Below are 14919 nucleotides of genomic sequence, written 5' to 3' on the forward strand. Positions count from 1 at the left end.
GTACGCGGGCTTCCGCCCGGCGCACCGAGAGCACGCACCAGACGCCGCAGGGCCGCCCTCCGGGCGACGACGGGAGTTTGACGACAGGCCCTAGGCGCCGCGCAGCAGGTCGCGGATCCGGGTCGTCGTGGCCTCGTCGCGGCCCACGGCGAAGGGGAGCGCGTTGTCCCGGTCCACCCGGAAGGGCACCCCATCGACCGTGCTCTGGGTGCCGCCCGCCTCGCCGACCAGCAGGAGGCCGGCCGCGTGGTCCCACGCCGAGGGCCAGTTGAAGGCCAGGGCGTCCATCTCCCCGCGGGCCACCTTCAGGTACTCCAGACCCGCCGAACCGCAGGGCCGCGAGGAGACCCCGGGCACGTCCAGGCGGCCGAGGATCCGCCGCTCCTCCTCCGTGGTGTACAGCGGGTGGGCGGTGGCCACGCGCAGCACGGCGCCCGGATCGGGCGAACCGCTGTGGATCCGCTCGCCGTTGACGTACGCGCCCTGCCCCCGCACGGCGGTGGCCAGTTCGTCCAGGGCCGGGGCGAAGGTCCAGGAGGCGAGGATCTCCCCGCGCAGGGCCAGCGCGACCAGGGTGCAGAAGGCGGGGTCGCCGTTCACGAACTGCCGGGTGCCGTCCACCGGGTCCACGATCCAGACGGGGGCGTCGGCGCGCAGGGCCCGGTAGACGTCCGGGTCGGCGTGCACGGCCTCCTCGCCGACCACGGCCGAGCCGGGCAGCAGCCGCGTCAGCGAGGCGGTGAGGTGCTCCTCGGCCAGCCGGTCGGCGACGGTGACCAGGTCGTGGGGGCCGCTCTTCTCGTCCACCTCGTGCTCGGCGAGCTGCCGGAACCTCGGCATGATCTCGGCCGCCGCCGCCTTGCGGACGGCCTCTTCGACGGCGGACAGGTCACGGTCCAGGAATTCATCGATCATGCCCCCAGCAAAGCACGCCCCGCCGACGAACCCCAGGCCGGTGCGCGACGCGGGACCGCACACCGGGTGGATTCCCCGTGAATCCCGGCGGCCGGTGCCCCGCGGCGGCCGTGACACCCCGGTGGGGTGTCCGCACCCGGAACCGGCGGGCCCTGACGGGCATGGCGGCGCCGAAACCGGGCAGACGCGCCGTTCCGACGTACACGAGGGATCTGGAGCCGGACATGCGCACCGTTGGGGTCGAGGAAGAGCTGCTGCTGGTCAGCTCGGAGACGGGCGAGGCGCTCGCCCTGGCCGCGCCCGTGCTGGCGGCGTCCCCGCGGGGGGACGACCGTACGGGCCGGGAGGTGTTCGAGAAGGAGCTGGCGAAGGAACAGGTGGAGTTCGCCACGAAACCGGTCTCCTCCATGCCCGACCTCGCGGACGAGATCGTGCGCTGGCGGCGCGAGGCGGCCCGGCGCGCCGGGGAGGCCGGCGCTTCGGTCGCCGCCCTGGCCACCTCTCCGCTGCCCGTCCGGCCGTCGCTCCACCTGGGCGAGCGCTACACGTGGATCGCCGAACAGTTCGGGCTGACCGCGCAGGAGCAGCTCACCAGCGGCTGTCACGTGCACGTGGCGGTGGAGTCCGACGAGGAGGGCGTGGCGGTGCTGGACCGGATCCGCCCGTGGCTGCCGGTCCTGACGGCCCTGAGCGCCAATTCGCCGTTCTGGCAGGGCGAGGACAGCGGCTACGCGAGCTACCGCAGCCGGGTGTGGGACCGCTGGCCCTCCGCGGGGCCGGTCGAGCTGTTCGGCTCGGCCGAGGGGTACCACCGGCGCGTCGAGGACATGGTGGCCACCGGGGTCCTGCGCGACCGGGGCATGGTCTTCTTCGACGCCCGCCTGTCCGCGTCCTACCCGACGGTCGAGATCCGGGTGGCCGACGTCTGCCTGGAGGCGTCCACGACCGTGCTGGTCGCCGCCCTCGTCCGGGGGCTGGTGGAGACCGCGGCCCGGGCCTGGCACGCCGGGGAGGAGCCGGCGCGGCACGGGCTGGACCTGCTGCACCTGGCCTCCTGGCGGGCGGCGCGCTCCGGTCTGGACGGGCCGCTGCTGGATCCGCTGACCATGCGGGAGTCCTCCGCGGAGAAGGTGCTCGCCGCCCTCCTCGCGCACGTGTCGGACGCCCTCGCCGACAGCGGCGACCTCGACGACGTCCGCGACGGGCTGGCCCGGCTGGTGGTGAGCGGGACCGGGGCGTGGCGTCAGCGCGAGATCCTCCGCCGGGAGGGCGGTCTGGAGGCGGTGGTCCGCGAATGCGTGCGCGTCACGGCGGGCGCGGAGTGAGCGGGGCGGCCCGTCCCGGCCGGTTTTTCCCGCTTCGGGTGTGTGGCGGGCGGTGTGCCGGGCACGCTCGGGGGCGACGGAGGGAGGACCGCACGGCGTCGCCCTGACGGCGGGCCCGGACAGCGGGCCGCGGGCGGCGCGGCGGAGAGCGAGCGTACGAGTACCCGAGGGCCGGTTCCGCCGGCCGGAGGAGAGCGATCACATGCAGCGCGGCAGCGACAAGATGAGCCCCTACCGTGACGAACACGCCAAGCAGGAGCTCCGGAGTTACCTGACGTCCGGCCGGCCCGTCCGTACGGCCGAGGGCCGCGAGCCCGAGCCGCCGGCGGACGACGACCCGGCCGTCACCGGCCCGGCCCCGGCCCCGCACCCCACCCGGCCCGGCCCGGACGCCTGACGCCGCCGCGTGGCCCGCACCCCACCCGGGTGCGGGCCACGTGCCCGCCCGGGTCCGGCGCGAGGCCGTACCGGGTGACGTCACGGGCCGGCAGGCGCGGGGTCCGACGGGCTGGGTCCGACGGGCTGGGTCCGACGGGCGCGGTCCGACGGGCGCGGTCCGACGGGCTGGGTCCGACGGGCTGGGTTCGACAGGCTCGGTCCGACGGGCTGGGCCGTCACCCCGGGCACCTGCGCCCCACGCTCCCGCCGCGTCCCGCGCCCGCCGACACCGGGGCCGTCAGGGCCGGTTGACGGCGCGGATCCCGGGCATGGGCGACGTAGGACGCGACCTCAGGGAGGGCCCATGGCCGGATTGCTCGCCAGGATCAAGGAGTTCAGCCGCAGCCCCCAAGGGCGGCGGACCATCGAATCGGCCCGCCGGGCGGCCGCCGACCCGCGCAAGCGCGAACAGGCGCGCGGCCTGCTCGCCCGCCTGCGCCGCAAGCACTGACCCCGGCGCCGGACGGCCCCGCACCGGCCGGGCAACAGCCCGGCCGGTCGCGTCACCCTCCGGCGTCGATGGCGGGCCGGCGCACCTCGATCTCGGCCCCGGTCTGCTTGAACGACTCCGCCGACACCGGAACCAGTACGGCGTCCCGGTGGAAGTCCCGCAGGGTGGTCGACCCACAACTGATCATCGTGGAGATCAGCTTGGTCCGGGTCCGCTCCACGTTGTCGTAGAGGCTGCCGGCGTAGGGCACGTAGCCGTCGACGCCCTCCTCGAACACCATCCGGCCGCCCTGCCCGTACCGGGCCGCGTTCTGTGCCCGCCTCGAACCCTCGCCCCAGTACTCCTTGTACCACTGGCCGCCGATCTGGAGCTTCCGTGACGGGCTCTCGTCGAGCCGGGCGAAGTAGCGGCCGAGCATGATGAAGTCGGCGCCCATCGCCAGCGCCATGGCCATGTGCGAGTCGTTCAGCAGACCGCCGTCACAGCACAGCGGTACGTACACCCCGGTCTCCCGCGCGTACGCGTCGCGCGCTTCGACCACGTCGAGCAGCGCGGAGGCCTGCCCTCGGCCGATGCCCTTCTGCGCCCGCGTGGTGCAGATGGCCCCGCCGCCGATGCCGACCTTGACGAACGCCGCGCCCGCGTCGGCCAGGTAGCGGAAGGCCCGCCCGTCGACGACGTTCCCCGCACCGACGGGAACCTCGTCCCCGAACGCCTCCCGGGTGAACGCGAGGGTCCTCGCCTGGTATTCGGAATAGCCGTCGGAGGAGTCCAGGCACAGGACGTCCGCGCCCGCCTCCACGAGTGCGGGAACGCGGTCCTTGAAGTCCCGGGAGTTGATGCCGGCACCCACGCGCAGACGCTTCGCGCCGTCCACGCTCGCGCGGTGGTACGTCTTGTGGGCCTGGTAGTCCCGCTTGAGGACCAGGGAGACGACCCTGCCGTCTTCGAGCACCGGCAGTACGTCCAGGTGGTGCTGCCAGATCAGCTCGTTCGCCTCGGACAGTGAGGCGGTGGCGGGCGCGGTGACCAGGCCGTCACGGCCCCGCATCCGGTTGCCGGCCGTCTCGGAAGCCCCGTGACGCTCCAGGTGGAAGTCGTCGAGGCTGATGATCCCGAGGAACTCGCCGTCCGCGTCCCCGCTGCGCGTGACCACGGCCACGCCCTGCTCGGCCTCGGACAGTTGCCGGGCGACCTCTCCGAGGGACGTCCGCGGCGCCACGGTGACCTCGCTGGTGCGGAAACCGGCCTTGTGCCGCTTCACCGCCAGCACGTCCGCGGCCTGGTCCTCGATCCGCTGGTTCTGATGGATGAACGACAGCCCGCCGACCTGGGCGAGTGCCACCGCCAGCGCCGGTGACGACACCGCCTGCATGATGGCGCTCACCATGGGCGTGGCGATCCGGATCCCCGGCTCCTCGCCGATCCGGTGCCGCACCAGCGGCGCCCCGAGATCCACGTTGTCCGGCGTGCAGTCTTCCGTGGTCAGGCCCGGGATGAGGAGGTACTCACTCAGCGTGCGAGAGATTTCGGGGAGGATTTTCACGTCGTCTCCAGAACGGAGCCCGTGAACCGGTTCGGGTGAACCGGCGGGGCTCGTGCGGTCAGTACGGATCGTCACCAACCGGGGAGAGCGGGCGCACTCGGCGGGACGGTGCTCGCACGCGCGGTCGCATCGACAGCGGGGGCACTACGGACCCGACCTGCGCGGTGCTGCACAGGCGTTGACTTCCTTGACGCCATGCGAGATGCTACCGCACTTGACGTGTCCATGAGGCGAACCCCCGCGGGGGCCGCGCCGGGTGCGCGGCCCCCGCGGGGGTTGGGCGGCCCTGGGGCCGTCAGCCGTTGAGTGCCGGGATGACGAGCTGTCCGTACGCGTCGATGGTGGCCTCGCGGGCGTCGTGCATGTCGTAGACGGCGAACTGGTCGACGCCCAGGCCGCGCAGGGTGCGGAGCTTCTCGATGTGGGCCTCGGCCGGGCCCAGCAGGCAGAAGCGGTCGACGATCTCGTCGGGGACGAAGTCCGCGGACGGGTTGCCGGCGCGGCCGTGGTGGCTGTAGTCGTAGCCCTGACGGGACTTGACGTACTCGGTCAGCTCGTCCGGGACCATCGAGGAGTGCTCCCCGTACCGGGAGACCAGGTCGGCGACGTGGTTGCCGACCATCCCGCCGAACCAGCGGCACTGGTCGCGGGCGTGCGCGAGGTCGTCTCCGACGTACGCGGGCGCCGCCACGCAGATCGTGATGGCGTCCGGGTCCCGTCCGGCCTCCACGGCGGCCTGCCGCACCGCCTTGATCATCCATTCGGTGAGGTAGGGGTCGGCGAGCTGGAGGATGAACCCGTCCGCCTTCTGCCCGGCCAGCGCGAGCGCCTTCGGCCCGTACGCCGCCATCCAGACGGGCAGCTTCCCCTCCCGGATCCAGGGGATGCGGATCGGATTGCCGTCGACCTCGGCCTCCCGGCCCTCGGCGAGGTCGCGGATGACGTCGATGGCCTCGCCGAGCCGCGCCAGGGTGTTGGGGGCGCGCCCGGCGACCCGCATCGCCGAGTCGCCGCGCCCGATGCCGCAGACGGTGCGGTTGCCGTACATGTCGTTGAGGGTGGCGAAGGTGGAGGCCGTCACCTCCCAGGTGCGGGTGCCCGGGTTGGTGACCATCGGCCCGACGTGCAGCTTCTGCGTGTTCGCCAGGATCTGGCTGTAGATGACGAACGGCTCCTGCCACAGCACCGCCGAGTCGAAGGTCCAGCCGTAGCGGAAGCCGTTGCGCTCGGCGCGCTTCATGAGGCTGACGACCTGGGAGGCGGGCGGGTCGGTCTGGAGGACGAGACCGAAGTCCATGCGGGGACTCTCCTTACAGGTACTGGCAGGTGGAGCGGTGGACGAAGGTCCCGTGACCGGCCCGGCCGGCGTACTCGCGCCGGTCGATGACGAATTCCCCGCGCGAGAGGACCGTGTCAACGCGTCCGGTGATCCGCCTGCCCTCGTACGCCGAGTAGTCCACGTTCATGTGGTGCGTCTCGGCGGAGATGATCTGCTCGGCGTGCGGATCGTAGAGGACGATGTCGGCGTCGGAACCCGGCGCGATCGTGCCCTTCTGCGGGTAGAGGCCGAACATCCGGGCCGGGGTCGCGCAGGCGATCTCGATCCAGCGTCGGCGGCTGATGTGCCCGTCCAGGACGGCCTGATGGAGGAGGTCCATCCGGTTCTCCACCCCCGGCAGCCCGTTGGGGATCTTCGAGAAGTCCCCGCGGCCCAGCTCCTTCTGGCCGCGGAAGCAGAACGGGCAGTGGTCGGTGGAGACCACCTGGAGGTCGTTGGTCCGCAGGCCCCGCCACAGCGCCGCCTGGTGCTCGCGCGGGCGCAGCGGCGTGGAGCAGACGTACTTGGCGCCCTGGAAGTCGGGCTCCGCCAGGTTGTCGGTGGACAGGAACAGGTACTGCGGGCAGGTCTCCCCGAAGACGGGCAGGCCCTTGTCGCGGGCGGCGGCCAGTTCGGCCACCGCCTCCTCCGCCGAGACGTGGACGACGTACAGGGGGGAACCGGCGACCCGGGCCAGCTGGATCGCCCGGTGGGTGGCCTCTGCCTCCAGGAGGACCTTGCGGACCTCGCCGTGGTGGCGGGGGTCGGTCTCCCCGCGCGCCAGGGCCTGTTCGACGAGGACGTCGATGGCGATGCCGTTCTCGGCGTGCATCATGATCAGCCCGCCGTTGCCGGAGGCCCGCTGCATGGCGCGCAGGATCTGCCCGTCGTCGCTGTAGAAGACGCCGGGGTAGGCCATGAACAGCTTGAAGGAGGTGACGCCCTCGCCCACGAGGTGGTCCATCTCCTTGAGGGTGCCCTCGTTGACGTCCGAGAGGATCATGTGGAAGGCGTAGTCGATCGCGCAGTTGCCGTCGGCCTTGGCGTACCAGGTGTCGAGGCCCTCGCGCAGGGAGCGGCCCACGCCCTGCACGGCGAAGTCGACGATGGTGGTGGTGCCGCCCCAGGCCGCGGCGCGGGTTCCGGTCTCGAAGGTGTCCGAGGCCGCGGTGCCGCCGAAGGGGAGTTCCATGTGGGTGTGCGCGTCGACGCCGCCCGGGATGACGTACTTCCCGGACGCGTCGATCGTGCGGTCGGCCGTCCACGCCCGGGCCGCGGCCGAGCCGTGTGCGGCGAGCGCCGCCACCCGGCCGTCCTCGACGAGGACGTCCGCGTGGAGCTCGTCGGCGGCGGTGACGACCAGCCCGCCGCGGATCAGGGTGCGGATGCTCATGTGGATCCCCTTACGTGATGCTGCGGAGCGCCTGTTCGAGGATGTCGGCGCCCTCTTCCGCCTCGGCGACGGTGAGGGACAGCGGCGGCGCGATGCGCAGCACGCTGGTGTCGTGGCCGCCGCCCTTGCCGAGGAGCAGTCCGCCCGCGCGGGCGGCCTCCAGGACGGCCGCTGCGGCGGCCGGGTCGGCCCGGTCGGTGCCGGGTTCCGTCAGTTCCAGTCCGGCCATCAGGCCCCGGCCGCGGACCTCCCGTACGGCGGGCACGTGGGCGGCGACGGCGCGCAGCCGCTCCAGGAGCAGGCCGCCGACGCGGCGGGCGTTGCCCTGGAGGTCGTGTTCCAGCAGGTAGGAGAGGTTCGCGAGGCCGGCTGCCATGGTGACCGGGGAGCCGCCGAAGGTGGAGATGGAGTTGGAGTCCAGGCAGTTCATCACCTCGGCGCGGGCGACGACCCCGCCGATGGACATGCCGTTGCCGATGCCCTTGGCGAAGGTGAGGATGTCGGGCGGGCCGTTCTGCCCGTGTGCCTGCCAGCCCCAGAAGTGCTCGCCGGTACGGCCCCAGCCGGTCTGCACCTCGTCGCTGATCCACAGGATGCCGTGGCGGTCGAGGACCTCGCGGAAGTCCCCGTACAGGCCGTCGGGCGGGGAGGTGAAGCCGCCGACGCCCTGGACGGGCTCGGCGATGAGCGCGGCCACTCCCCCGCGGGCCTGTCCGAGCACGTCCTCCAGGTCCGCTACGGCGGCGGCGGTGAACTCGGCGTCGGGCAGGGCCGCGAAGGGGCCGCGGGAGCGGACGGCGCCGTGCACGTAGTACGTCTGGAGCGGCGAGAGGCTGGTCGGGGACCAGCCCCGGTTGCCGGTGACGGAGACGGTGGAGAAGGACCGGCCGTGGTAGCTGTTGCGCATCGCCAGGATCTGGTTGGAGCGGCGGTACGTCGTCGCGAGCAGCAGGGCGGTGTCGTTGGCCTCGGTGCCGGAGGTGGTGAAGAAGACCCGGGCGTCGGGGATGCCGGACAGTGCGGCGACCCGTTCGGCCAGCTCGATCATCGGCCGGTTGAGGTACAGGGTGGAGGAGTGGATGATCCGGCCGGCTTGTTCGGAGACGGCCTTGGTGACCTCGGGCAGGGCGTGGGCGGTCATCGTGGTGAGGATGCCGCCGAAGAAGTCGAGGTAGCGGTTGCCGTCGGCGTCCCAGACGTGGCGGCCCTCGCCGTGGGTGAGCTCGATGGGGCGGTCGTAGTAGAGCGCGAGCCAGTCGGGCAGGACGGTGCGGTGGCGGCTGTGCAGGGGAATGGGGTTGGTCACGGCTGTACGAGCCCTCCGTAGGCGTCGGGGCGGCGGTCGCGGTAGAAGGCCCACTGGTCGCGGACCTCCTTGATCAGGCCGAAGTCGAGGTCGCGGACGAGGAGTTCCTCCTCCTTGTCGCTGGCCACCTCGCCGACGAACTTGCCGCGGGGGTCGACGAAGTAGCTGGTGCCGTAGAAGTCGTTGTCGCCGTACTCCTCCCGGCCGACGCGGTTGATCGCGGCGACGAAGTACTCGTTGGCGACGGCGGAGGCGGGCTGTTCCAGCTGCCACAGGTGCGCGGAGAGCCCGCGGTGGGTGGCGGACGGGTTGAAGACCAGCTGGGCCCCGGCCAGGCCCAGGGCGCGCCAGCCCTCGGGGAAGTGGCGGTCGTAGCAGATGTAGACGCCGACCTTGCCGACGGCGGTGTCGAAGACGGGCCAGCCGAGGTTGCCCGGGCGGAAGTAGTACTTCTCCCAGAACCCCTTGACCTGGGGGATGTGGTGCTTGCGGTACTTGCCGAGGTAGCTGCCGTCGGCGTCGATGACGGCCGCGGTGTTGTAGTAGAAGCCCTCGGATTCCAGCTCGAAGACCGGTACGACGACCACCATGCCGGTCTCGCGGGCCAGTTCCTGCATGCGGCGGACGGTCGGTCCGTCGGGGACGGCCTCGGCCCAGCGGTAGTGCTCGGGTTCCTGGACCTGGCAGAAGTACGGGGCGTTGAACACCTCCTGGAAGCCGATGATCTTCGCACCCTGGGCAGCCGCCGCGCGGGCGTGCTCCTCGTGTTTGGCGATCATCGACTCGGTGTCTCCGGTCCAGGTGGCCTGGACGAGTGCGGCGCGGACGACTTGGGCCATGAGCTGCTCCTCGCGACGGGAACGCCGACTTCTACGCACGTAGACGGGGTGCGTAGGGAGTCGAAGGTAGGCCGCGTCACAGCCCGGGGCAAGACCGCCGTGCGCAGTTGGAGTAGTCGATCAAGTTACGTCTCCACGCGGTCGATTACGGTCGGCAGGCGGGCGCTTCAGGCCTCCGGGATCCCGGCCACGCGCAGGGCGTGCGACAGGTCGCGGTGCCGGGTACCGGGCTGGGAGCGGGCGGCCCGGAGCAGCCGGGGGGCGAACCAGTGCGGGTCCCGGCGGGCGAGCGCGGCGGCCTCCTCCGCGGTGCGCAGGCCCACGAAGGCCCCGAGCAGGGCGTGGGCCTCCCGCTCCCGGCCGGCGGCGCCCAGGGCGAGCGCGGCGTCGGCCACCTCGGCCGCGGGGCGGGCCACGCCCTGGCGCAGCAGGCGTCCGCAGTCGGTGTCGCGGCCCGCGTCCGCGAGCGCGGCGGCGGCCTCGGCGAGCCGGCCGGGCGGGAGCGAGGCCGCCTCCCAGAGCAGGGTGGCCCAGTCGGCGGCGAGCCCGGCGCCGGCGAGTCCGGCGGCGAGGGCGGGCAGGAGCCGGGCGGGCCAGGCGGCGGCCTCGCACAGCAGGGCGTGCGCCTCGCCGCCCCGGCCGCGTGCGCGCAGGTCGAGGAGCCGGGCGACGAAGGCGGCGACCTCCGGCGCGGGGGTGCGGGGTGCCGGTTCCGGTGCCCCGGGGGCGGGTTTCGGCCGGTCCGGCGTCCCGGGGGCGGTGACCGGCCGGGCGCCGAAGCGGGCGCCCCGGGGCGCCGACGCGGCGGGCTCCGTCTCCGTTCCCGGCGGCAGGACGGACACCGGGTCGGGCCCGGCCGTGGCACCGGCGTACCGGGCCCCTCCGGCCCGCCGCCCGCCACCGCGCAACCACCGCCCCTCGGCCCGCGCGACGGGGGGCTGGGCGGGGGCGGACCCGGGGCCGCCGGGCGCCGGGGCTCCGGGGTCCGCCGGGGGGACCGGCGGCGCGACCGGCCCGGCGTGCCCCTGCGGTCCGGGGTCCGCCGACGGGCCGGGCCAGGCCGGGGACGCCGGCGGGGCCGGCGGTGCGGGCGGCGGCAGGGGGGCCGGAGGGGCTTCGCGCTGGCGGGGTACGGACGGGAGGGGCCCCACGGCAGGGCCGGTGGGGGCGGGGTCCGCGGGGGCCGGGCGCGGCGCGGTGCGGAGCGCGTGCAGGCGGGCCGTCAGGTCGGCGTGGCGGGCGGCCGCGCGCGCGGCGTCGTCCCGGGTCCAGGACAGCTCCCGGGACAGGGCGGCCGCCTCCCCCGGGTCGGCCACGGCGCCGAGCCGCGCGGTCAGGGTCCGTACCGCCGCCTCCGACGCGGCCCGCTGGCCGGCCGCCGCCGCGAGCAGGGCGGGCAACTCCCGTGCCCCGTCCGGGGTCCCGTCCAGGGCTGCGGCCGCCGCGGCCCTCAGCCGGGCCGCGTACACCGCCTCGTGCGCCGCCGGTTCGGCGCCCGCCGCGCCCGCAAGGTCGGCGAGCAGGGAGTCCAGTACGTCCCACGGCGGGACCGCGACCCCGTCCAGGCAGGCCCGCATCCCCTCGGGGTCCCGCCGCAGGAACTCCCCGTACCAGCCCGCCCCGGGATCCAGCCTGCTCGTCAACGCCCGCAGGTAGTCCGCGAGTTGCCCGATCACCAGTGAAGTCGGCGTCTCCATGACCGCATTGGATCCCACCCGTGTTACGGGCGGGCTACGGGAGTCTCAAAGCTTGACGGCGATCCCGGTGTGCGGCCGCTTCCCGCGCCGCGCCAGGGTGGCGGGTACGTCCACCATCCAGAACTGCCAGGTGTACTTTCGCGTCATCAGCCGGCGCACCCGCTTCAGCCCCTCCCCGTCGAGCAGCCGCGCCCGGCCCTCCAGGACGGGGGCGCCCTCCACGACGCGCCCGCGCACGTCGCAGGCCACGACGGTGACCCGCCCGTCGTTGCGGATGCGCCGGACCTTCCAGGAGTCGCTGCGGGTCCACACGTACAGCTCGCCGCCGTCGGCGACGGCCCAGACGGGGGTCGCGACGGGGGTGCCGTCCTTGCGGAAGGTGGTGAGGCTCACGTACCGGGCCCGGCCCAGCTCTTCAAGGGTCATGGAGGGAGCCTAGAGGGTGGCCGGAAGGGGGCCGGCGGACCGGCAATTCCCACCCCAACAGCCTTGCGGATCAAGACGTTCACAATGCCGGAATTGTTAATTCCATGTCACTCGGCCCACACACCGCGGCCCCGCGCAACGGAACGCCCCCGCACCGGCGGTGGGGTCTTCGTTATTCAGCCGTGATCCGGAGTCGTGCAACCATTTCCTGGTACATCTTGTTCGTCCCGGCCCCCGATTCCTCCCCGAAACGCGGGTTATCCTGATTGTGATCGAATATGCGTCCGCTGTGTAGGCCGGGTGTCTCTGGGGCCTTCGCGGCCTCGGTCGCCCGGGGGCCTGGGGGGGTCTGGAAATGAGTGCGACGGAAGCTGCCCGCACGGGCGGTGGAAACGGCATCGGGAGCGGTACCGGCAACGGCGGCGGGACCCTTGTCAGGACGGCCGGCAGCCGGTCCCGGCGCGGCACCCGGAGGCGGGGCAGACCGGTGCCGTCCGGCACCGCCGCGCACCACGGACTGCTGCCCCAGCCGCCGGACGACGTCGAGAAGTATTCCTATGCCCGCCGGCACCTGTGGGTGCTGACTTTCGGGTCCCTCCTCAGCTTCGCCTGCCTCGCGGCCAGCCAGTTCCTGTTCACGAAATCCAGCCCGTGGTTCTGGCTGGCATTGCCCCCGCTGGCATTCGTGACGGCGGACTATCTCATCTCGCTGTACCTCGACGGCTTCAGCAAGGACTTCGACATCAAGGCCCACCGCCGCATGGTGCGCCGCTGGCGGCCCGCCGTCCGGCCGAGCGTCGACGTGTACCTGCCGGTGTGCGGCGAGCCCATCGAGGTGCTCCACAACACCTGGGTCCACGTCCGCCGCCTCGCCGCCTCCTACGAGGGCGAGGTCGTCGCGTACGTCCTCGACGACGCGGCGGACCCGGAGGTCGGGGCGATGGCCCGCGACTTCGGCTTCACCTACGTCGTCCGCCCCAACCGCGGCTGGTTCAAGAAGGCCGGCAACCTGCACCACGCCTTCGCGATGACCCGCGGCGAACACATCCTGATCCTCGACGCCGACTTCGCGCCGCGCGCCGACCTCCTCGACGAGCTGCTCCCGCACATGGACGACGACGAGCGGATCGGCATCGTCCAGTCCCCCCAGTTCTTCCGCATCACCGACCGGCAGAACTGGATCGAGCGCGGCGCCGGCGCCGTCCAGGAGCAGTTCTACCGGTCCGTCCAGACCTCCCGGGAGGACAAGGACGGGTCCATCTGCGTGGGCTCGTGCGCCGTCTACCGGCGGGCCGCCCTGGAGGAGATCGGCGGGATCTCGCTGATCGAGCACTCCGAGGACATGTACACCGGCTTCGACCTGCGGGCCCTGGGCTGGAAGCTGCGCTACGTGCCGCTCGCCCTGTCCGCCGGTGTCTGCCCCGACTCCGCGGGCGCCTTCCACAACCAGCAGTACCGCTGGTGCATGGGCTCGCTGTCCCTGCTCACCAGCAAGAAGTTCTGGGACATGCCCATGCGCTTCAAGACGCGCCTGTGCTACGTCTCCGGCTTCCTCTACTACCTCCAGACCGCTCTGGCCACCTTCATCGCCCCGCTCATCCCGCTCGCCCTGCTGGTCCTCAAGCCCGACCTGCTGCGCGCCGAGGCCAGCGTCCTCGTCCTGCCCAGCATCGCGTACGTCACCCTCGTGCTGCCGCTCTGGCACCGGGCCCCGTACCGGCTGGAGGCCTGGTCCACCCGGCTCATGTACGGCTGGTCGCACACCTTCGCCGTCTGGGACGTGCTGCGCGGCCGCGAGATGGGCTGGAAGCCCACCGGATCCGACGGCGCCAAGAAGAACGGCATGCGCCGCTACTGGATCGGCATGATCGGCTGGACCGGCGGCACCGCCGTGCTCTGGCTGGTGCTGGCGGCCTGGCGGATGCTCACGATGTATCCGCCGGACTTCGCCCTCATGCTCGCCGCAGGCATCTTCTACGCGACCATCGTCGGCCGCGTCCTCGTTCAGCCCCGCGCCCAGGAGTCCCACGCGTGACCATCTCCCTCCGCCGCTGCCTCACGGCCGCGGTCCTCGCCGGCTCCCTGCTCGCGGGCACCGTCGGCTGCAACACCTTCTCCTCCTCCGGGCGGGACGAGTACAAGATGAGCGCGGGTGACTCCGGCTCCGGCGCGGGCTCCCGGACCTCCGCCGCGCCCGCGCTGCCCTACGACGTACGGCCGCTCCTCCAGCCGAAGAACAAGTACCTCGGCCTGGCCGCCGACGGCGCGCCCGAGTCGATGAAGCCCGTCGAGAAGTTCGCCTCCGACGCCGGCAAGAAGCCGAACGTCATCGAGTTCTACTCGGCCTGGGGCGACCAGTACGAGACGAAGCTCGTCCGCAACGCCTGGGAGTACGGCGCCGTGCCGTTCATCGCCTGGGAGCCGATGAAGAAGAGCCTCGCCGACATCTCCTCCGGCCGCGAGGACGGGTACATCCGCGCGTACGCGCGCTCCGTGCGGGAGACGAACCTGCCCGTCGCCCTCAGCTTCGCGCACGAGATGAACGGCCACTGGTACCCCTGGGGCACCAAGAACGCCACCCCGCAGCAGTTCGTCGAGGCGTACAAGCACGTCCACGACGTCTTCCAGCAGGAGGGCGCCACCCAGGTCATCTGGGTCTGGAGCCCCAACGTGATCAACCCGATGCCGACCGTGCGGCTCCAGCCGTACTGGCCCGGGGACAACTACGTCGACTGGGTCGGCGTCGTCGGCTACTACGGCAAGGCCGGCCCGGCCACGTACGAGACCCTGTACGGCCCTACGATGACGGAGATCCGGCGCTTCACGCAGAAGCCGTTCCTCATCGCCGAGACGGCGGCCGAGTCGGGCACCCGCAAGAGCGCGGACATCGCCGACCTCTTCCAGGGCACCCTCAAGCGCGACGACGTCATCGGCTTCATCTGGTTCGACTTCGACAAGGAAGCGGACTGGCGCATCACCAGCACCCCGGAAGCGGCCCGTTCCTTCAGGAAGCAGGCGGAGAACCCGCGCTTCGGATTCGACGTGAAGAAGCCGTGACCGAGCACCCGAGACGCCCCCGCTGGGCCCACGACCCGTACCCCGGGGAAGAACCCCGCCCGTACGCCCCCGCGGATCCGTACGCGGCGGCGGACACCTACGCCGCCGACCCGTACGCCGCCGCGGATCCCTACGCCCCGTCCGGACTGTACGCCGCCGCGGATCCGTACGCCCCGTCCGGACCGTACGCCGCCGCGGAACCCGAACC

General features: G+C 72.7%; 13 protein-coding genes. 5 read left to right on the forward strand and 8 right to left on the reverse strand.

All coding sequences use genetic code 11. From position 1 onward, the window contains the following. Window positions 1-90: 90 nt before the first annotated feature. On the reverse strand, window positions 91-915 hold the full coding sequence (locus tag ABZZ17_RS15960) for an inositol monophosphatase family protein (protein ID WP_356876260.1): 825 nt from the start codon (window positions 913-915) through the stop codon (window positions 91-93). Window positions 916-1139: 224 nt separating this feature from the next. Between ABZZ17_RS15960 and ABZZ17_RS15965 the strand changes: the two genes are divergently transcribed. The 3 genes from ABZZ17_RS15965 to ABZZ17_RS15975 all read left to right on the forward strand — a co-directional run bounded on the left by ABZZ17_RS15965 (window position 1140) and on the right by ABZZ17_RS15975 (window position 3129). After that, entirely contained in the window at window positions 1140-2240 is a 1101-nt protein-coding gene (locus ABZZ17_RS15965) for a glutamate--cysteine ligase (RefSeq protein ID WP_356876262.1), read from the forward strand. Window positions 2241-2442: 202 nt separating this feature from the next. Next, window positions 2443-2637 carry a hypothetical protein gene (locus tag ABZZ17_RS15970; protein ID WP_356876264.1) on the forward strand — a complete coding sequence of 65 codons (195 nt, stop codon included), beginning with the start codon at window positions 2443-2445 and terminating at the stop codon, window positions 2635-2637. Window positions 2638-2982: 345 nt separating this feature from the next. Continuing rightward, complete coding sequence (locus ABZZ17_RS15975) at window positions 2983-3129, forward strand: hypothetical protein (RefSeq protein ID WP_356876266.1); 147 nt, start codon at window positions 2983-2985, stop codon at window positions 3127-3129. 52 nt (window positions 3130-3181) lie between these two features. Here ABZZ17_RS15975 and ABZZ17_RS15980 read toward each other — a convergent pair whose 3' ends face one another. The 7 genes from ABZZ17_RS15980 to ABZZ17_RS16010 form a co-directional block, all read right to left on the reverse strand. Beyond that, the gene (locus ABZZ17_RS15980; protein ID WP_356876268.1) at window positions 3182-4675 is read right to left on the reverse strand and encodes an IMP dehydrogenase; all 1494 of its coding nucleotides are present in this window, start codon (window positions 4673-4675) and stop codon (window positions 3182-3184) included. Between the two features lie 295 nt (window positions 4676-4970). Further along, entirely contained in the window at window positions 4971-5972 is a 1002-nt protein-coding gene (locus ABZZ17_RS15985; RefSeq protein ID WP_356876271.1) for a TIGR03842 family LLM class F420-dependent oxidoreductase, read from the reverse strand. Window positions 5973-5985: 13 nt separating this feature from the next. Then, window positions 5986-7386 (reverse strand): dihydropyrimidinase, encoded by a 1401-nt coding sequence (gene hydA, locus ABZZ17_RS15990; RefSeq protein WP_356876273.1) that lies wholly within the window; start codon window positions 7384-7386, stop codon window positions 5986-5988. A gap of 10 nt (window positions 7387-7396) precedes the next feature. Then, window positions 7397-8692, reverse strand: a complete 1296-nt coding sequence (locus ABZZ17_RS15995) for an aspartate aminotransferase family protein (protein ID WP_356876275.1) — start codon at window positions 8690-8692, stop codon at window positions 7397-7399. After that, the gene (locus ABZZ17_RS16000) at window positions 8689-9531 is read right to left on the reverse strand and encodes a nitrilase-related carbon-nitrogen hydrolase (RefSeq protein ID WP_356876277.1); all 843 of its coding nucleotides are present in this window, start codon (window positions 9529-9531) and stop codon (window positions 8689-8691) included. The genes ABZZ17_RS15995 and ABZZ17_RS16000 overlap by 4 nt, the downstream gene beginning before the upstream one ends. Window positions 9532-9698: 167 nt before the next feature. After that, window positions 9699-11228 carry a hypothetical protein gene (locus tag ABZZ17_RS16005; RefSeq protein WP_356876279.1) on the reverse strand — a complete coding sequence of 510 codons (1530 nt, stop codon included), beginning with the start codon at window positions 11226-11228 and terminating at the stop codon, window positions 9699-9701. Between the two features lie 45 nt (window positions 11229-11273). Beyond that, the gene (locus ABZZ17_RS16010; RefSeq protein WP_356876281.1) at window positions 11274-11654 is read right to left on the reverse strand and encodes a PPOX class F420-dependent oxidoreductase; all 381 of its coding nucleotides are present in this window, start codon (window positions 11652-11654) and stop codon (window positions 11274-11276) included. Window positions 11655-12141: 487 nt separating this feature from the next. On the opposite strand from ABZZ17_RS16010, the gene ABZZ17_RS16015 reads away from it, so the two are divergent. Both ABZZ17_RS16015 and ABZZ17_RS16020 read left to right on the forward strand, forming a co-directional pair. Continuing rightward, window positions 12142-13689, forward strand: a complete 1548-nt coding sequence (locus tag ABZZ17_RS16015) for a cellulose synthase catalytic subunit (protein ID WP_356876283.1) — start codon at window positions 12142-12144, stop codon at window positions 13687-13689. Beyond that, window positions 13686-14711, forward strand: a complete 1026-nt coding sequence (locus ABZZ17_RS16020; protein WP_356876285.1) for a glycosyl hydrolase — start codon at window positions 13686-13688, stop codon at window positions 14709-14711. The genes ABZZ17_RS16015 and ABZZ17_RS16020 overlap by 4 nt, the downstream gene beginning before the upstream one ends. The last annotated feature ends 208 nt before the right edge of the window (window positions 14712-14919 follow it).

Source organism: Streptomyces sp. NPDC006512, assembly GCF_040611935.1.
Taxonomy (GTDB): domain Bacteria; phylum Actinomycetota; class Actinomycetes; order Streptomycetales; family Streptomycetaceae; genus Streptomyces.